This is a genomic window from Herbiconiux gentiana, assembly GCF_024978135.1.
GTDB lineage: Bacteria > Actinomycetota > Actinomycetes > Actinomycetales > Microbacteriaceae > Herbiconiux > Herbiconiux gentiana.
In genome coordinates this window covers 336,400-352,913 of the sequence record NZ_JANTEZ010000004.1, presented here as the reverse complement: position 1 = coordinate 352,913, position 16,514 = coordinate 336,400, and the positions used below count along the sequence as shown (strand labels likewise).

16 protein-coding genes and 2 riboswitches are annotated in these 16,514 nt (G+C 70.3%); of the genes, 12 read left to right on the top strand and 4 right to left on the bottom strand.

Annotation, left to right across the window (positions count from 1 at the left end; genetic code table 11):
* Nucleotides 1-3: 3 nt before the first annotated feature.
* Nucleotides 4-1,029 (bottom strand): class II fructose-bisphosphate aldolase, encoded by a 1,026-nt coding sequence (fbaA, locus tag NVV95_RS12060; protein WP_259486782.1) that lies wholly within the window; start codon nt 1,027-1,029, stop codon nt 4-6.
* A gap of 128 nt (nt 1,030-1,157) precedes the next feature.
* Here fbaA and glpX point away from each other — a divergent pair, with 128 nt between their 5' ends.
* The 3 genes from glpX to NVV95_RS12045 all read left to right on the top strand — a co-directional run bounded on the left by glpX (nt 1,158) and on the right by NVV95_RS12045 (nt 3,633).
* The gene (glpX, locus tag NVV95_RS12055) at nt 1,158-2,138 is read left to right on the top strand and encodes a class II fructose-bisphosphatase (RefSeq protein WP_259486781.1); all 981 of its coding nucleotides are present in this window, start codon (nt 1,158-1,160) and stop codon (nt 2,136-2,138) included.
* A complete protein-coding gene (locus NVV95_RS12050; RefSeq protein WP_259486780.1) occupies nt 2,129-2,746 on the top strand; it encodes a hypothetical protein in 618 nt (205 codons plus the stop codon). Before glpX ends, NVV95_RS12050 begins: the two co-directional genes overlap by 10 nt.
* An 80-nt stretch (nt 2,747-2,826) precedes the next feature.
* Complete coding sequence (locus NVV95_RS12045; protein WP_259486779.1) at nt 2,827-3,633, top strand: PrsW family glutamic-type intramembrane protease; 807 nt, start codon at nt 2,827-2,829, stop codon at nt 3,631-3,633.
* A gap of 7 nt (nt 3,634-3,640) precedes the next feature.
* On the opposite strand, the gene NVV95_RS12040 is transcribed toward NVV95_RS12045, so the two are convergent.
* Nucleotides 3,641-5,242: a DNA recombination protein RmuC gene (locus NVV95_RS12040; RefSeq protein WP_259486778.1), complete on the bottom strand. Its 1,602-nt coding sequence runs from the start codon at nt 5,240-5,242 to the stop codon at nt 3,641-3,643.
* Nucleotides 5,243-5,382: 140 nt separating this feature from the next.
* On the opposite strand from NVV95_RS12040, the gene NVV95_RS12035 reads away from it, so the two are divergent.
* The gene (locus NVV95_RS12035; protein WP_259486777.1) at nt 5,383-6,897 is read left to right on the top strand and encodes a CoA-acylating methylmalonate-semialdehyde dehydrogenase; all 1,515 of its coding nucleotides are present in this window, start codon (nt 5,383-5,385) and stop codon (nt 6,895-6,897) included.
* Nucleotides 6,898-6,972: 75 nt separating this feature from the next.
* Nucleotides 6,973-8,046 (top strand): redox-regulated ATPase YchF, encoded by a 1,074-nt coding sequence (gene ychF / locus NVV95_RS12030; RefSeq protein ID WP_259486776.1) that lies wholly within the window; start codon nt 6,973-6,975, stop codon nt 8,044-8,046.
* A gap of 10 nt (nt 8,047-8,056) precedes the next feature.
* On the opposite strand, the gene NVV95_RS12025 is transcribed toward ychF, so the two are convergent.
* A complete protein-coding gene (locus NVV95_RS12025; RefSeq protein WP_259486775.1) occupies nt 8,057-8,554 on the bottom strand; it encodes a DUF427 domain-containing protein in 498 nt (165 codons plus the stop codon).
* A 42-nt stretch (nt 8,555-8,596) separates the two neighbouring features.
* Between NVV95_RS12025 and NVV95_RS12020 the strand changes: the two genes are divergently transcribed.
* From NVV95_RS12020 to NVV95_RS12010, 3 genes are all read left to right on the top strand, one after another.
* Nucleotides 8,597-9,190 carry an LON peptidase substrate-binding domain-containing protein gene (locus NVV95_RS12020; RefSeq protein ID WP_259486774.1) on the top strand — a complete coding sequence of 198 codons (594 nt, stop codon included), beginning with the start codon at nt 8,597-8,599 and terminating at the stop codon, nt 9,188-9,190.
* 52 nt (nt 9,191-9,242) lie between these two features.
* Entirely contained in the window at nt 9,243-10,613 is a 1,371-nt protein-coding gene (locus tag NVV95_RS12015; RefSeq protein ID WP_259486773.1) for an FAD-binding oxidoreductase, read from the top strand.
* A 79-nt stretch (nt 10,614-10,692) separates the two neighbouring features.
* A complete protein-coding gene (locus tag NVV95_RS12010) occupies nt 10,693-11,475 on the top strand; it encodes a hypothetical protein (protein WP_259486772.1) in 783 nt (260 codons plus the stop codon).
* A 48-nt stretch (nt 11,476-11,523) separates the two neighbouring features.
* On the opposite strand, the gene lgt is transcribed toward NVV95_RS12010, so the two are convergent.
* The gene (lgt, locus tag NVV95_RS12005) at nt 11,524-12,537 is read right to left on the bottom strand and encodes a prolipoprotein diacylglyceryl transferase (RefSeq protein WP_259486771.1); all 1,014 of its coding nucleotides are present in this window, start codon (nt 12,535-12,537) and stop codon (nt 11,524-11,526) included.
* Between the two features lie 224 nt (nt 12,538-12,761).
* Here lgt and NVV95_RS12000 point away from each other — a divergent pair, with 224 nt between their 5' ends.
* The 4 genes from NVV95_RS12000 to gcvT all read left to right on the top strand — a co-directional run bounded on the left by NVV95_RS12000 (nt 12,762) and on the right by gcvT (nt 16,513).
* Nucleotides 12,762-12,968, top strand: coding sequence for a cold-shock protein (locus tag NVV95_RS12000; RefSeq protein WP_173181437.1), 207 nt, complete (start codon nt 12,762-12,764; stop codon nt 12,966-12,968).
* 170 nt (nt 12,969-13,138) lie between these two features.
* Entirely contained in the window at nt 13,139-14,233 is a 1,095-nt protein-coding gene (locus NVV95_RS11995) for a fatty acid desaturase family protein (RefSeq protein WP_259486950.1), read from the top strand.
* Between the two features lie 37 nt (nt 14,234-14,270).
* On the top strand, nt 14,271-15,035 hold the full coding sequence (locus tag NVV95_RS11990) for a copper resistance CopC family protein (RefSeq protein WP_259486770.1): 765 nt from the start codon (nt 14,271-14,273) through the stop codon (nt 15,033-15,035).
* An 83-nt stretch (nt 15,036-15,118) separates the two neighbouring features.
* Nucleotides 15,119-15,208, top strand: a riboswitch (glycine riboswitch).
* Nucleotide 15,209: 1 nt separating this feature from the next.
* A riboswitch (glycine riboswitch) is annotated at nt 15,210-15,308 on the top strand.
* Nucleotides 15,309-15,376: 68 nt separating this feature from the next.
* Nucleotides 15,377-16,513: a glycine cleavage system aminomethyltransferase GcvT gene (gene gcvT, locus NVV95_RS11985; protein WP_259486769.1), complete on the top strand. Its 1,137-nt coding sequence runs from the start codon at nt 15,377-15,379 to the stop codon at nt 16,511-16,513.
* Nucleotide 16,514 lies beyond the last annotated feature (1 nt).

Below are 16,514 nucleotides of genomic sequence, written 5' to 3'. Positions count from 1 at the left end.
TCCCTACTTGCCGGAGTGGCCGGCGGAGCCGAGCTGCTGGGTGGCCTCGACCACACGCGCGGCCATGGCCGTCTCGGCGGTCTTGCCCCAGGCGCGGGGGTCGTAGACCTTCTTGTTGCCGACCTCGCCGTCGACCTTCAGCACGCCGTCGTAGTTCTTGAACATCGTGTCGGCGATGGAGCGGGTGAAGGCGTACTGGGTGTCGGTGTCGATGTTCATCTTCACGACGCCGTTCTGCACCGCCTCGTGGATCTCCTCGTCGGTCGAGCCCGATCCGCCGTGGAAGACGAGGTCGAGCGGCTTCGGGCCGTGACCGTACTCGGCGGTCAGGCCGTCCTGGATCTCCTTCAGGAGCTCGGGCTTGAGCTTCACGTTGCCCGGCTTGTACACGCCGTGCACGTTGCCGAAGGTGAGGGCGGCCATGTAGCGGCCGTTCTCGCCGAGGCCGAGGGCTTCGACGGTCGCGATCGCGTCGTCGAGGGTGGTGTAGAGGTGCTCGTTGATGTCGTGGCTGACACCGTCCTCCTCGCCGCCGACGACGCCGATCTCGACCTCGAGGATGGCGTTGATGGCCTTGGTGCGCTTCAGCATGTCCTCCGCGATGCGCAGGTTCTCACCAAGCGGCACGGCCGAGCCGTCCCACATGTGGGACTGGAAGATGGGGTTGCGGCCGGCCTTGACCTCCTCCTCCGAGGCGGCGATGAGCGGCAGCACGAAGTCGGCCAGGGCGGGCTCGGGGCAGTGGTCGGTGTGCAGCGCCACCGTGATCGGGTAGTTCTTCGCGACCTCGTGGGCGAACGCGGCGAACGCGAGGGCACCCGTGGCGCGGGCCTTGACGGTCTGGCCGGCGAAGTAGTCGGCACCGCCGGTGGTGACCTGGATGATGCCGTCCGACCCGGCCTCGCTCAGGCCCTGCAGCACGGCGTTCAGCGTCTGCGACGACGAGACGTTGACGGCGGGGTAGGCGAATGCGCCGGCCTTAGCCTTGTCGAGCATCTCGGCGTACTGGTCGGGGGTTGCAATGGGCATGTCATCTCCTTTGGTGGGCAGAGCGGTCGGCGAGCGAAGCCGTGCGCTCCAGCCGGTGCCGTGTCACGGACGAGTCTAGCCAGGCGGCTCCCGGATAGGCTGGCATCAGACCCTCGGAAGGAACGTCGATGAACGACAGTGCACCTCTCTATGAGAACCCCGACCGCAACCTGGCGATGGAGCTGGTGAGGGCCACCGAGGCCGCCGCCATCCGGGCCCAGCCCTTCATCGGCAAGGGCGACAAGAACGCCGCCGACGGTGCAGCCGTGGATGCGATGCGCAAGTTCCTCGGAACCGTCGACTTCGCCGGGGTGATCGTGATCGGCGAGGGCGAGAAGGATGAGGCGCCGATGCTCTTCAACGGCGAGCACGTCGGCACCGGCCGCGGTCCCGCCTGCGACATCGCGGTCGACCCGATCGACGGCACCTCGCTCACCGCCGCGGGCCGCCAGAACGCCATCTCCATGCTGGCCGCGTCCGACCGCGGCGCCATGCTCGACGCCTCGAGCGTGTTCTACATGAACAAGATCGTGACGGATGCGGACGGCATCGGCGTCATCGACATCGACCGGCCGATCGGCGACAACATCCGCGCGCTGGCCGCCGCGAAAGACAAGGACGTGGGCGACATCCGCGTGGCCGTGCTCGACCGGCCTCGGCACGCGCAGCTGATCGAGGACATCCGGGCCACCGGGGCCGGCACGCGGCTGATGCTCGACGGCGACGTCGCCGGTGGCATCAACGCCGCCCGCTACGGCACGCGGATCGACATGTGCGTCGGGATCGGCGGCAGCCCGGAGGGGGTCGCGACGGCGTGCGCGATCAAGGCGCTCGGCGGGTTCATCCAGACGCGGCTCGCACCGAAGGACGACGAGGAGCGGCAGAAGGGGATCGACGCGGGGCTCGATCTCGACAAGGTCTACGGCGCCGACGATCTGGTGCGGAGTGACAACACGTTCTTCGTGGCGACCGGTGTGACCGACGGCGGGCTCGTCGCCGGTGTCAAGCGGCTCGGGCCGATCATCCGCACCGAGTCGATCGTGCTCCGGTCGCACTCGGGCACGATCCGCCGTATCGAGGCCGACCACCTGATGGAGAAGTGGCTGTAACCCCCGCCGGGTCCGGCGATCCGCGCCGGCGATCGTCGAAGGCGGTCGGCGCGCGCCTCGAACGACCCGGCGCCGCGCTGGCGTTGGTCTTCGTGGTGCTGCTGCTCGCCGTGATCGGCGTGCCGGCGCTCGGCAACGCCCTGGTCGTCGACCCCCGCGTGACCGTGCTGCCCGAGGGCGGCAAATCCTTCAGCCCGACCCGGGACGGCGCCGGAGTGACGTACCGGGTGCCGGGCGGCTGGTTCTTCCGCGAATCGGAGTTCAGCGGGGAACGGCAGCTGTTCCACTCGCCGGAGGAGACGGCGCTGCTCGACGTGCGGTTCGTGGACGCGGGTCGGACGGCGGCCGAGACCCTGCTGCGCGAGGCCGGTTCGGAGCTCGACGGGGTCGTTCTGCATGACGTCACCTCGGAGCGATCGGACGGGGCCGACTCGGCGACCGTGGTGCGCGCCGATGTCCAGGGCGCGGCCTTCGGTGTCGTCCAGTTCGACGGTTCCCCCGTCGCGCTCGTGGTGCGCGGTTCTGGGACGGCGGCGCAGTCGTCTGCGGCGCAGTCGCCCGCGGCGCTGGTCGACAGCCTGCTCGCCGGCGCGGAGCCGGCCCGATGACCGCGCCGACCGCGGTGCGGTCCTGGAGGACGCCTCCCGGGACGCGCTGGTGGACCCCGGTCGTTCGACTGCGGCAGCCGATGAGCTGGCTGCTCGTGCCGCTCATCGTGGTCGGGGTGATCGCGACGGCCGTGGCGAACGGGCCCGCGCTCGCCTACAGTCCGGTGGTCACGGCAGCCGCGATCGCCTCGCAGCTCCTCCTGGCCGCCGTGCTGCTGACGGTGCTGCGACTCGTCGATCCACTCGGTCGGCCGTGGATGCTCGTCGCGGCCGGTGTGGTCTGGGGCGGCGGCATCTGCATCGCCCTCTCGGCGACGCTGAATCCGCAGGTCGATCTGCTCGCGGCCAAGCTCGGCGTCGACCCGGCCATCACGCTCAGCGCGCCGCTGATCGAGGAGCTTCTCAAGATGCTCGGCGTGCTGGCCCTCATCGGGGTCGGTCGTCGCTGGCTGCGGCACCCGATCGACGGGTTCGTGCTGGGCGCGTCGGTCGGCATCGGGCTGCTGGCGGTCGAGAACGTGACCTATGGCATCCAGGCCGCCATCGACGCCGAGGCGGCGGGGGTCTCCACCGTCGAGGCGGTCGGGCAGACGCTCGTGGTGCGGAGCCTGCTCTCGATCGGCTCGCACGGCCTCTACGCGGCCATCATCGGCTACGGGCTCGCCGCCCTGATCCTGGCCGTCGGCCAGGGACGAGTGGGTCGCGGCGTCGTCGTGTTCGCCGCCTGCTTCCTCGGGATCGGGGCCGCGCACCTGCTCTGGGACGTGGACTGGGGACTGGCCCAGGGCCCGCACCTGATCCCGCCCGCGCTGATCGCCGCGGCGCTGATCGCCGTGTCGGCGGTGCTCCTCCGCCGTGCTGCCCGCGAGCTGCGCTCGGGGGGCTGAGGCTCGGTCAGCGCCCCTCTGTTCCCGTCACGTCGCCGAAGTCGAGGGTGACCACCGACGACGAGGGGCCGGGGTGCGCCGACTCGTGGTCGAGGTAGGCCGCGTCTCGCTCTGACTCGGTGTCGGGGGAGGCCGCCTCGAGCTCGGCCAGGAGTTCGTGGCTGGAGAGCTCGCGGGGGGATTCCTCGATGGGGGCGAGCTCGGGGAAGAGGCTCTCGCTGGAGAGGGCGCCGAGCTTGCGGGCCGTCGGGAAGACCTGGCGCTCGAACGAGCCGATGAAGGCGTTGTAGTCCTTCACCGTGCGGTCGATGGTGCGGCCGAGCTTGTCGATGTGCTTCGCCGTCGTGCCGAGGCGCGTGTAGAGCTGCTGGCTGAGGTCGAACAGCTGTCGTGCCTCTTGGGTCAGAACGTCTTGCTGCCAGCTGAAGGCCACCGTCTTGAGCACCGACCAGAGCGTGACCGGTGACGCGAGCGCCACGCGCTTGCCGAACGCGAACTCCATGATCGACGGGTCGGCCTCGAGCGCGCTCGACACCAGCGACTCGCTCGGGATGAACGCGATGACCAGCTCGGGGGAGGCCTCGAGCCCGTTCCAATAGCCCTTCGTGCCGAGCGCGGTGATGTGGCTGCGCAGCGCGGCGACGTGCTTCTTCATCAGCTGCGTGCGGCGGTCGCCCTCGGCGCCGGTGGCCGAGGCGGGGATGGCCGAGGCCTCGAGGTAGGCGTCGAAGGGCACTTTGGCGTCGACGGCGATGTTCTTGCCGCCGGGCAGATGCACCACCATGTCGGGGCGGCCCGCGCCCGAGTCGCTCAGGATGCTCGTCTGCACGTCGAAGTCGACGCGCTCGATGAGCCCCGCCGCCTCGACGACGCTGCGCAGCTGCGTCTCGCCCCAGACACCGCGCGTGCTGTTCGAGCGGAGCGCCGACGCCAGCGACTCCGCGGTCGAGCGCAGGCGCTCCTCGGACTCGGTGGCGGACTTGAGCTGCTGCGAGAGCTCGCCGTACTGCTGCTGGCGCTGGGCCTCGAGCTCGACGACCTTCGCCTGAACCGCCTTCAAGCTCTCCTGCACCGGGCTGAGCGCGACGAGCACCTTGCTGTCTTCGTCGATGCGGGTCGCCTCGGCCTCTTTCAGCTCGGTGAGGCGACGCTGGAAGTCGGTGAGCCGCTCTTCGAGGCCGGCGACCTGCGCGCGGTACTGCGCATCCTGCTGAGCCAGGCGCTCGCGCGCCTGCTCCTTGGCGAACTCGAGCTGGGCCTCGTACTGGGCCGCGGCGGCGGCGGTCTGCTCGCGGTGGGCCCGGGCGGCGGCCTCGCTCTGCTCGCGGTGGGCGAGCGAGCCGATGTCGACCTGCTCGCGGAGCGCGGACGCCGTGGCGTCGACGGCCGCGAGCCGGCTCTGCAGGGCGGCGCGTTCGTCGACGAGCTGCTCGACGCGGCCGCGCACCTCGGTGAGGTCGGCGGTGCGTTCGGCCAGCGCGGCGTCGAGGGCCGGATCGGCCGCGGACCGTGCATCCGCCCCCCGACTGCGTGCGAGCAGCCACCCGCCGGCCACGCCGAGGGCGAGGCCCAGCAGGAGACCGATGACCAGGGGGAGGAGTGCGTCCATGCCCCCAGTGTGTCAGCGGCCACCGACAACGGCGGACCGCCACGTCGACACGCCCGCCGAACCGCGCCCCGAAGCCCTAGGCTGGCGTGATTCAGCACCATCGATGAAGCACTCCAGTCCCAGCGAAGAAGTCAGGAATCATGTCAGACGATGTCTCCACCGGGCAGCTGCCCGTCGTGAACCACTGGGTCGGCGGGGCCGAACTGGTCTCGACCAGCGGCCGCACGGCCCCCGTGTTCGACCCGGCGCTCGGGCGCCAGTCCAAGAGCGTCGCGCTCGCCAACACCGCCGAGATCGACGCCGCCGTCGCCGCGGCGAAGGCCGCCTTCCCGGCCTGGCGCGACACGAGCGTCACGAAGCGCCAGCAGGTCATGTTCGCGTTCCGCGAGCTGCTGAACGCGCGCAAGGGCGAGCTGGCCGAGATCCTCACCGCCGAGCACGGCAAGGTGCTCTCCGATGCCGCCGGCGAGATCACCCGCGGCCTCGAGGTCGTCGAGCTGGCCACCGCTTTCCCGCACCTGCTGAAGGGCGAGTACTCCGAGAACGTCTCGACCGGCGTCGACGTCTACTCGACCAAGCAGCCGCTCGGCGTGGTGGGCATCATCAGCCCGTTCAACTTCCCGGCCATGGTGCCGATGTGGTTCTTCCCGATCGCGATCGCCGCGGGCAACACGGTCGTGCTGAAGCCCTCCGAGAAAGACCCGAGCGCCGCCAACTGGCTCGCCGCCCTGTTCAAGGAGGCGGGCCTGCCCGACGGCGTCTTCAACGTGCTGCACGGCGACAAGGAGGCCGTCGACGGCCTGCTGAACCACCGCGACGTGAAGAGCATCTCGTTCGTGGGCTCCACGCCCATCGCCCACTACATCTACGAGACCGCCGCGAAGAACGGCAAGCGCGTGCAGGCCCTCGGCGGGGCGAAGAACCACATGCTGGTGCTGCCCGACGCCGATCTCGACCTGGCCGCCGACGCCGCCATCAACGCCGGCTTCGGCTCGGCGGGCGAGCGCTGCATGGCCATCTCGGTGCTGGTCGCGGTCGACACGATCGCCGACGAGCTGGTCGCCAAGATCGAGCAGCGGATGAGCGGACTGAAGATCGGCGACGGCCGCCGCAACTGCGACATGGGCCCGCTCGTCACCGAGGTGCACCGCGACAAGGTCGCCTCCTACATCGAGATCGCCGAGACCGACGGCGCGAAGGTCGTCGTCGACGGCCGCGGCATCGAGGTCGACGGCGAGGCCGACGGCTTCTGGCTCGGCCCGACCCTGATCGACGAAGTGCCCACCACCTCGAAGGTCTACCTCGACGAGATCTTCGGCCCGGTGCTGTCGGTCGTGCGCGTGCACTCCTACGAGGAGGGCGTCGACCTGATCAACAACGGCGCCTACGGCAACGGCACCGCCATCTTCACCAACGACGGCGGGGCGGCCCGCCGCTTCCAGAACGAGGTCGAGGTCGGGATGATCGGCATCAACGTGCCCATCCCGGTGCCGGTCGCGTACCACTCCTTCGGCGGCGTCAAGGACTCGATCTTCGGCGACTCCAAGGCCTACGGCCTTGCGGGCTTCCGCTTCTTCACCCAGGAGAAGGCGATCACGTCCCGCTGGCTCGACCCGTCCCACGGCGGCATCAACCTGGGCTTCCCCCAGAACTAGCGACGTGCTCCGGATGCGCGGGGCGGGTGGTCCCGCGACCCGCCGCCGCGCATCCGGAAGCTAAGCTTGACCCTCGTGGCTCTCACTATCGCGATCGTCGGACTGCCCAATGTCGGCAAGTCCACCCTGTTCAACGCCCTCACCAAGAACCAGGTCCTGGCGGCGAACTACCCGTTCGCCACCATCGAGCCGAACGTCGGGGTCGTGAACCTGCCCGACCCGCGCCTGAACACGCTGGCCGAGATCTTCGGCAGTGAGCGCATCCTGCCGGCGCCGGTGTCGTTCGTCGACATCGCCGGCATCGTGAAGGGCGCGAGCGAGGGCGAGGGGCTCGGCAACAAGTTCCTCGCGAACATCCGCGAGGCCGACGCCATCGCGCAGGTCATCCGCGGCTTCGTCGATGACGACGTCGTGCACGTCGACGGCAAGGTCGACGCCGCGAGCGACATGGAGACCATCAACACCGAGCTCGTGCTCGCCGATCTGCAGACCCTCGAGAAGGCCGAAGCGCGCTACGAGAAGGAGGTCAAGGGCAAGAAGCTCGAGCCCGCCGTGCTCGCCGCCGCGAAGGAGGCCCGCGCCTGGCTCGACACCGGCAAGCCGCTCTCGGCGTCGTCGATCGACCTCGCGCCGATCAGGGAGCTCGGCCTCCTGACGGCCAAGCCCTTCATCTACGTCTTCAACGTCGACGAGGCCATCCTGAACGACCCCGCCCGCAAGGGTGCGCTCGCCGACCTCGTGGCTCCGGCGCAGGCGATCTTCCTCGACGCGAAGCTCGAGTCGGAGCTGATCGACCTCGACCCGGCCGACGCCGCCGAGCTGCTCGAGTCGACCGGCCAGGAGGAGAGCGGCCTCGACCAGCTCGCCCGAATCGGCTTCGACACACTGGGACTGCAGACCTACCTCACCGCCGGCCCCAAGGAGTCGCGCGCCTGGACGATCGGCAAGGGCTGGACGGCGCCGCAGGCGGCGGGTGTCATCCACACCGACTTCCAGAAGGGCTTCATCAAGGCGGAGGTCATCTCGTTCGACGACCTCGTCGAGACCGGCTCCATCGCCGAGGCCCGCTCGCGTGGCAAGGCCCGCATCGAGGGCAAGGACTACGTGATGCAGGACGGCGACGTCGTGGAGTTCCGCTTCAACAACTAGGCGGGTCGGGTCACCAGCCGAACGAGCCGGGCGTGCCCTTGAAGGGGCCGACGACCCAGCTGGTGATCCAGCCGCCGTAGAAGTTCCCGGGCTGGGGGGTGACGACCTCGCCGTCGACCGTGCACTCGTCCATCTGGTGCGCGTAGATCGCGACGCGGTCGTCGAGCAGCTCGAACCCGGGTGACGGATGCGGGTAGTTCCACGCGCAGGCAGGCCGCACCTCGCCGCCGCCGCGCACGTCGAGATACCGGGCGGTGCCCTTGAATTCGCAGAACGAGGAGCCGTCGGCGTCGGCCAGCGCACCCGGTGCGAAGTCGGTGATCGGGAGGTAGTAGACCGGAGGGTGGCTGGTCTCGAGCACCCGCACGACGTCGCGGGTCTCGACGATGAGCTGCCCGCCCAGGCGGATCGTGACCGGCGCGTCGACGCGCTCGATGCGCGGCGGCCTCGGGTAGTCCCAGACGGACTCCTGGCCGGGTGCGGGCGTCTGGGGGAGGGGTCTGGGCATGGGATGAACTCTAGATCAGCAGACTCGGTGCTTCACTGGAGCATGGTCGCTTCGCCGATGTTCCCGCTCGGGTCCGTGCTGTTCCCGTCCGCCGCCATCCCGCTCAGGGTGTTCGAGCCGCGCTACCTCACGATGGTCGCGAGGCTGCTCGACGAGGACGAACCGGGGTTCGAGTTCGGCATCGTCCTGATCGAGCGCGGATCGGAGGCCGGGGGCGGCGACGAGCGCGCCTCGATCGGCACGATGGCGCGTCTCGTGAGCGTCGCCGCGGGTGCTGACGCGCTTCTCATCGTCGGCCTGGGCACCCGGCGCTTCACGGTCGAGCGCTGGATCGACGAGGACCCGTACCCTCGGGCCGAGCTGACGATGCTGCCGGAGCTGGAGTGGTCGGAGGCGCTCGCGCCGCTGCGGGCTGAAGCGGAAGCGGTGGTCCGGCGCGCGATCTCGCGCGTCGCGGAGGAGGCCGACATCGAGCTGTCGGAGGATCCCGGCGCAGCCGTCTGGCAACTGGCGGCGATCGCCCCGCTGGGGGAGTACGACCGGTACACCCTGTTGAGGTCGACGTCGATGGGTGGGCTCCTGCGTCAGCTGATCGACCTGGTCCTCGACGCCGAGGTGCTCTGGTCCGCCGAGTGAGGCCCCCTTCGGGGGCGAGCGCGGTGCGGGGGCAGTGGATAGCGTGAGCCGCGTGCATGACGATCTGGGAATCGAGACGGTCCGAGCCGGGGACGAGGCGTTCGAGAGCGCCGTCGTCGACGGGGTGTTCAACGCGATGGTCGCCGAGGGGCGGCCGTCGTCGGTGGTGCGGCCGCGCAGCGAGGACGAGGTGGTGCAGGCCGTGCGGGACGCGGTCGGGGCAGGGCAGAAGATCGCCGTGCGCTCCGGCGGGCACAGCTGGGTCGCCTCCTCGGTGCGCGACGGCGGCGTGCTGATCGATCTGGGGGAGCTCGACGGGATCGCGGTGGACTCCGAGCGGATGGTCGCGACGATCGGCCCCGGCGTGCGGGGCAAGGTGCTGTCGGCGGCGCTCGAGTCCCAGGGGCTGGCGTTCCCCGTGGGGCACTGCGGCGACCCCGGGGTGGGCGGGTTCCTGCTCGGAGGCGGGCTCGGCGTGAACTGGGGGGCGTGGCTGCCGTCGTGCTTCTCGATCCGGAGCCTCCGGGTGGTCACCGCCGAGGGTGGGCTGCTGACGGCCTCCGCTGACGAGAACAGCGAGCTGTTCTGGCTGGCCCGCGGGTCGGGTCCGGGCTTCCCGGGTGTCGTCACGTCGTTCGAGGTGGCGCTGCGTCCGGAACCGGCGGCGGTGCGGGTGAGCACGTGGCAGTATCCGCTCGACGAGCTCGCCGCCGTGACGCGCTGGGTCACCGAGGCCTCGACGCGGCTCAGCCCGAACGTCGAGGTGTCGCTCGTGACACAGGGGGAGGGGCGGCCGGGAGGGACGGCCGAGCATCCGCTGGTCGTCGGGGTGGCCGCCACCGTCGTGCTCGACCACGACGCCACGGGGTCGACGCAGGATGCGCTCGCAGCGTTCGGGGATGGCGCCCCCGGCCTGGTGCCGATCGACCGCCGCGCGGGCGACGCACGCCTCAGCGAACTGCACGTGCCCGTCGACGCGACGTACCCCGAGGGCGCCCGGTACCTCGCCGACACGTTCTGGACCCACCTCACGCTCGACGAGGCCCTCGCACCCCTCGAGGCGCTGATGGCGACGGCGCCGTCGGGCAAGAGCTACGTGCTGAGCGGCATGCCGGCGAACGGCGGTGGCGCCGGGCTCCTGCCTGTGGGCGAGGCGGCCTACGGGTTGCACGACACCACCGTCCTCATCGTCTACGTGATCTGGGACGACCCGGCCGACGACGCCGCGAACCGCGCCTGGCTCGACGAGGTCGCCGCAGCGCTCCTGCCGACAGCCACGGGCCACGTGCTGAGCGAGGCCGACCTCCGCGAGCACCCCGAGCGCGTCGCGCGCTCCTTCCGCGAGGAGGACTGGCCGCGCATCCAGCAGCTGATCGCCCGGTTCGACCCCGGCGGGGTCTTCCACGGCTTCCCCTCGGCGTAGCCCACCCGGCGCCCGCCCGACCCGCTACTCTCGGAGGCGCGAGGGCGGCGGAGGGCGGCCCGAACCGGGGGAGCGCGCCATGCAGACGCACGTCAGTCAGCACAACCACATGATCACGGTCGTCAAGGACGGCCGGCTGAACCCCGACGTGCGGCTCTGGACGGGCATCGCCGCGATCAGCGTCGCGCTGCTCACGGCGAGCGAGTTCCTCGTGCAGGTGCTGCTGGTGGGCGCGCGACCGGCACTCGACGACAAGGCGGCGCTGGTCGAGTTCATGACGCGCACGGCGAATCAGACGCTGTTCACGATCCTGATCGACACCTTCCTGATGGCGGCGCTGCTCGTCTTCCTGTCCGGCTTCCGCCAGCTCATCACGCACACCCGGCCCGATCTGCAGTGGGTGGCGAACATCGCCTACGGCGCCGGGGTGCTGTTCATCGCCGTGACGCTCGTGGGCGACGGGCTCGAGGGGGCGACCGCGCTCGACACCACCGACCTGACGCCCGACGCCTCGTCGCTGCGGGCGTTGACCGTCGGCCACACCCTGATGTTCGGGTCGATCGGATGCACGTTGAACGCCCTGGTGGCGGCGGCCGCCGGCTACGTGACCCTCGCCTCGGGTGCCCTGCCGAAGTGGACGGGGCACATCGCCTACGCCGTGGCCGTGCTCAACGTGCTGACCGTGCCCATGATGTTCGGCGGCACGAGCCCCGACAGCTTCTTCGCCGCCGGGGGAGCGGCCACGGCGATGCTCGCGACGTTCCCGTGGCTGGTCTGGGTGGCCTGCGTGGGGATCGTGGCCATCCGCGACCGGCGGCGGCTCGAGCACCTCTCGCCAGAGCTGCGCGCCGCGCTCGACTAGTCCGAACGACGGCACCACGGCCGGGCCCGGCGCGGCGCTGCGACCGAGCTATCGCAGCGGGGTCGCCGACTCCGAGCGCGCCTTCAGCTCGTCGTCGGTCCAGCGCTCACCGGTGCCGTCGGTGGCCGAGTCGTCGACCGACTCGAGCCCGGTCGACTCGTCGTCGCTCGCCGACCCCTTCTTCTTCTTGGCCACGACCGGCCGCGGCCCGCGACCGGCGCGGTAGACCGAGGTCTCCACACCGGGGTGCCGGCGGCTCTGCACGACGAACAGGATGATGCCGAGCAGCACCGCGGCGAACGACGCCCACACGTTGGCCGGCACGCCGAGGAAGCCGTCGCTCGACGGGTCGATGCGGATGGACTCGAGCCAGGCGCGGCCGAGGCCGTACCAGACGAGGTAGAGGGCGAACAGCTTGCCCCAGCGCAGCCGGAACCGGCGCTCGAGGGCGAGCAGCACCACGACGCCCACGAGGTTCCAGATGATCTCGTACGCGAACAGGGGGTGGAACAGGGTGCCGTCGGGCAGCCCGACGGGGAACGCGCCGTTCGTCGACTCGATCTCGAGGCCCCACGGAAGCGTGGTGGGCAGGCCGAACAGCTCGTGGTTGAACCAGTTGCCCAGACGGCCGATGGCCTGCGCCACGAGCATCGCCGGCGCCAGCGCGTCGGCGAACGACCAGAGGCGGATGCCCGCGAAGCGGCAGCCGATGGCCGCACCGATCGCGCCGCCGATGAGGGAGCCGTACAGCGCGTTGCCGCCGTCCCAGATCTGCACCACCCGCACGAGGTCGGCGCCCGGGTAGAAGTAGTCGCTCCCGTGCGTGAGCACGTGGTAGATGCGGGCGCCGACGATGCCGAGCGGAACCGCCCAGAGCACGATGTCGATCACGACGCCGGACTCGCCGCCGCGCTTGGTGAGCCGGTGGTTCACCATGAGCATGGCCGCGACGATCCCCGCGAGGATGAAGAGCGCGTAGATGTGGATCGTCAGGGGCCCGACCGGGAACTGCGAGAACTCCAGGGGCGGGCTGGGGATGCTGGCTGGGCTGAGAGAAGGCACGCTGAATTCTAGAGCTTCCGACCTGAAGAAACAGAACCCTGTAGCCCTCGGGCCGGGTTAGCGGCTAAGCTGGTCTCAGTTGTTGTGTTACCCATGAATCTTGAATAGGGTCATCTGCCGCTTTTCTCGCGGCGGGAGGCTTGCTTTTCTGAGGAGCGGAACAAAGTGCACCGCGACGGTAGGTTCCGACAGGCGGAACCGCGTACCTCGAAAAGAGAGAAATAATGGCTCAAGGCACCGTGAAATGGTTCAACTCCGAAAAGGGCTTCGGCTTCATCTCCCCCGATGACGGTGGAGAAGACGTCTTCGCCCACCACTCGGGCATCAACGGCTCCGGCTACAAGAACCTCGAAGAGAACCAGCGCGTCGAGTTCGACGTGACGCAGGGCCGCAAGGGCCTGCAGGCCGAGAACATCACCCCCCTGGGTTGATCTCGCCGAAACCGTGAAGAACCCGCGCCCCTGAGGGCGCGGGTTCTTTTTTCGTCCCCTGCCGGGCGTTACGCAGGTTCGACGCCTACGGTGAGAGCATCTCCAGGGCATCTGCTCGAACACCGCGGTTGTGAAGCCGAACCCGAATTCAGTGACGAGGCCTTGTGACCATCACGAGCAATCCGACCCCGCGCGCCACGACTCCCCGCAAAGCCGGTGCAGCGCATCCCACCGCCGCCTATTCCGAACTGCTCACGGCCGTTCGCGAGATGGGCCTGCTGCGCAAGCGCCAGGGCTTCTACATCGGCATGTTCGCGGTCCTGATCCTCGCCCTGGGCGGAGCCGTCACCGGCTTCATCCTGCTCGGCGACACCTGGTACCAGCTGCTGATCGCCGGCGCGCTCGGCATCATCTTCACCCAGTTCGCCTTCCTCGCCCACGAGGCCTCGCACCGCCAGGTGTTCAGCTCGAACAAGGCGAACGACCGCGCGGGCCGCACGCTCGCCACCGCCTTCGTCGGCATGAGCTACTCGTGGTGGATGTCGAAGCACACCCGCCACCACGGCAACCCGAACACCGTCGGCAAAGACCCCGACATCGACCGCGACACGGTGTCCTTCCTCGAGAAGGACGCGGCGGCCACCACGGGTCTGTCGGCCCTGATCACGCGCAAGCAGGGCATCCTGCTCTACCCGCTGCTGCTGCTCGAGGGCTTCAACCTCCACTTCCACTCCTTCAAGACCCTTCTCGGCCGCAAGCCCGTCGAGGGCCGCGCGCTGGAGCTGACCTTCATCGGCATCCGCCTGATCGCCTACCTCGCGGTGGTCTTCTACTTCCTCCCGCTCGGTATGGCCTTCGCCTTCGTCGGCGTGCAGGTCGCCGTCTTCGGCTTCTACATGGGGGCCTCGTTCGCGCCGAACCACATCGGCATGACGATCTTCCCCGCCGGTTCCCGCATCGACTTCCTGTCGAAGCAGGTGCTCTCCTCGCGCAACATCGGCGGCGGCTGGCCGATGACCATCGGCATGGGCGGGCTCGACCTGCAAACCGAGCACCACCTCTTCCCGAACATGGCCCGCCCGAACCTGGTGAAGGCGCGTCCGGTCGTGCAGGAGTACTGCGCGACGCACAACATCCCGTACACCCAGGTCTCGCTGCTGGCGGCCCACAAGGCGGTCGTGGTCTACATGAACAAGGTGGGCCTCTCGGCTCCCGACCCGTTTGACTGCCCGCTCGTGAACCAGTACCGGGTGCGCCGCAGCTAGGCGGCCCGCTGTCAGGGGCCCCGGCTATCGTGAAGGCGTGAGCCGCACCCACCGCCCCCTGACTCTTCTCGCAGCGACCGCGTTCGCCGGCACCGCCCTCGTCTGGGCGGGGTTCGGCGGCGCGGTCGCCGCCGTCTCCGCCCACGACGTGCTGGCGAGCGCGGCGCCGGGCGACGGCGACTCCATCACGGCCGACCCGGGCTCGGTGGTGCTCGGCTTCAGTGACGAGCTGCTCCTTCAGCCCGGCGGCACGACCGACGGCTTCGCGGTGCAGATCGTCGACAGCGAGGGGCTGCACTACGAGTCGGGCTGCGTCACCCTCGACGGCACCTCCGTCTCGGCTCCCATCGCCCTCGGCGGTGCGGGCGGCTACCAGGTGCTGTGGCAGGTCGTCTCCTCCGACGGGCATCCCACCAGCGGCCAGTACGGGTTCGACTACGAGCCGCCCTCGCTCGAGGGCGCGCACGACGGGCTCACCAACGCCCCCACCTGCGGCGCCCCCTGGGCGGGCGAGCCCGACGGCACCCCCGTGGCGACGACCCCTGCCACCGGGTCGGCGCCGGTCGGGGCGGCACCTGTCGAGCCGGCTCCGGCGACGGATGCGCCGGCCGACGCCGAGGCGCCCACCACCCTGCAGGCCACCGAGACGGCCGGGCCGGTCTCGGGCGAGCTGCAGCAGCCGGGTGCCCTGCTGCCGTGGCCCGTCATCGTGCTCATCGTGCTCGCCGGGCTCGGCGCCATCGCGGCGATCGTGGTGCTCACCCTGCGCCGGAGCCGTGGCGGGGGCTTCGGCGGCAGCTGACCCCGCGCTATGCTGTCCCGAGCAGCCCGCGACGGCCGCTCCCGCCCCACCTGCTCCACCTTCAATTGAATACCGCTGGCCATCAGGCCGACGCGGGAGAGCCGGGTCCGTCCCGGCACCGAAGGAGCAATCCTCCCCGATAATCTCTCAGGTCCTCGTACCGCGTCGAACTGGCCACTCTGGAAAGCAGTCCGCGGCATCGACGGCGGCTCGCCCATGGTGAAAGCATCCGCTCGCGGGTGTGAAACTCTCAGGCACGATGACAGAGGGGGAGTTCCCGAAGGGCGCCGACGCGCCCTCCCCACGCGAAGCAGCGCTTCGCCGATCGGAGAACTCCACTCGTGACCGACGCACCCTCCTCCCCGTCCCGCTTCTCGCCGCTCGACGCGGTGCACCGCGCCGCCGGCGCGAGCTTCACCGACTTCGCCGGCTGGCAGATGCCGGTGCGCTACTCCAGTGACCTGGCCGAGCACCACACCGTGCGCTCGGCCGCCGGCCTCTTCGACCTCTCGCACATGGCCGAGTTCCGCGTCTCCGGCCCCGACGCCGGCGCATTCCTCGACCTCGCCCTCGCCGGTCTGCTCTCGGCGACCACGATCGGTCAGGCGAAGTACTCGCTGCTCCTCACCGACGAGGGCGGGGTCGTCGACGACGTGGTCGTCTACCGTCTGGGCGACGCGGAGTTCCTCGTAGTCGCCAACGCCTCGAACCGCGAGCCGGTCGCCGCCGCCCTCGAGGAGCGTCGCGCCGGCTTCGACCTCGTGCTCGTCGACGAGAGCGACGAAACCGCCCTGATCGCCGTGCAGGGCCCCGCCTCGCGCGAGATCCTGACCCGCACCGAGGGGTTCGAGGCGCCGGGCCTCGACGAGCTGCGCTACTACCGATCGACGCCGGCGACCTTCCGCGGTGAGCCCGTGCTGCTCGCCCGCACCGGCTACACGGGCGAGGACGGCTACGAGCTCTATGTCGCCCCCGCGCACGCAGAGGCGCTGTGGACGGCCCTCGCCGCCGCCGGCACCCCGCTCGGCCTCGTGCCGGCGGGGCTCGCGAGCCGCGACACGCTGCGCCTCGAGGCCGGCATGCCGCTCTACGGCCACGAGCTCTCGCTCGAGACGCAGCCGGTCCAGGCGGGCCTCGGTCGCGTCCCGGCGCTCACGAAGGAGTCCTTCGTCGGTCGCGACGCGCTGCTCGCCGGCCCGCCCGAGGGGGCTCCCGTGCTCGTCGGGCTCGTCGCGGAGGGCCGCCGCGCCGCCCGCGCGGGCTACGAGGTCTACCCGATCGACGGTGGTGCGGATGCTCCGCCCGCCGGTCTCGTCACGAGCGGCGCACTCTCGCCCACGCTCGGGCATCCCATCGCCCTGGCCTACGTCGACCCCCGCCTCGCGGCCGAGGGCACCGAGGTCACCGTCGACATCCGGGGCACCCGCCTCGCGTTCCGCACCACGACCCTGCCGTTCTACCGCCGGAAGAAGGACTGAC

Bases quoted from the DNA above. Each gene is read 5' to 3' on its own strand.
- fbaA (WP_259486782.1), bottom strand. From the start codon at position 1,029: ATGCCCATTGCAACCCCCGACCAGTACGCCGAGATGCTCGACAAGGCT.
- glpX (WP_259486781.1), top strand. From the start codon at position 1,158: ATGAACGACAGTGCACCTCTCTATGAGAACCCCGACCGCAACCTGGCG.
- NVV95_RS12045 (WP_259486779.1), top strand. From the start codon at position 2,827: ATGAGCTGGCTGCTCGTGCCGCTCATCGTGGTCGGGGTGATCGCGACG.
- NVV95_RS12040 (WP_259486778.1), bottom strand. From the start codon at position 5,242: ATGGACGCACTCCTCCCCCTGGTCATCGGTCTCCTGCTGGGCCTCGCC.
- NVV95_RS12035 (WP_259486777.1), top strand. From the start codon at position 5,383: ATGTCAGACGATGTCTCCACCGGGCAGCTGCCCGTCGTGAACCACTGG.
- NVV95_RS12025 (WP_259486775.1), bottom strand. From the start codon at position 8,554: ATGCCCAGACCCCTCCCCCAGACGCCCGCACCCGGCCAGGAGTCCGTC.
- NVV95_RS12020 (WP_259486774.1), top strand. From the start codon at position 8,597: ATGGTCGCTTCGCCGATGTTCCCGCTCGGGTCCGTGCTGTTCCCGTCC.
- NVV95_RS12010 (WP_259486772.1), top strand. From the start codon at position 10,693: ATGCAGACGCACGTCAGTCAGCACAACCACATGATCACGGTCGTCAAG.
- NVV95_RS12000 (WP_173181437.1), top strand. From the start codon at position 12,762: ATGGCTCAAGGCACCGTGAAATGGTTCAACTCCGAAAAGGGCTTCGGC.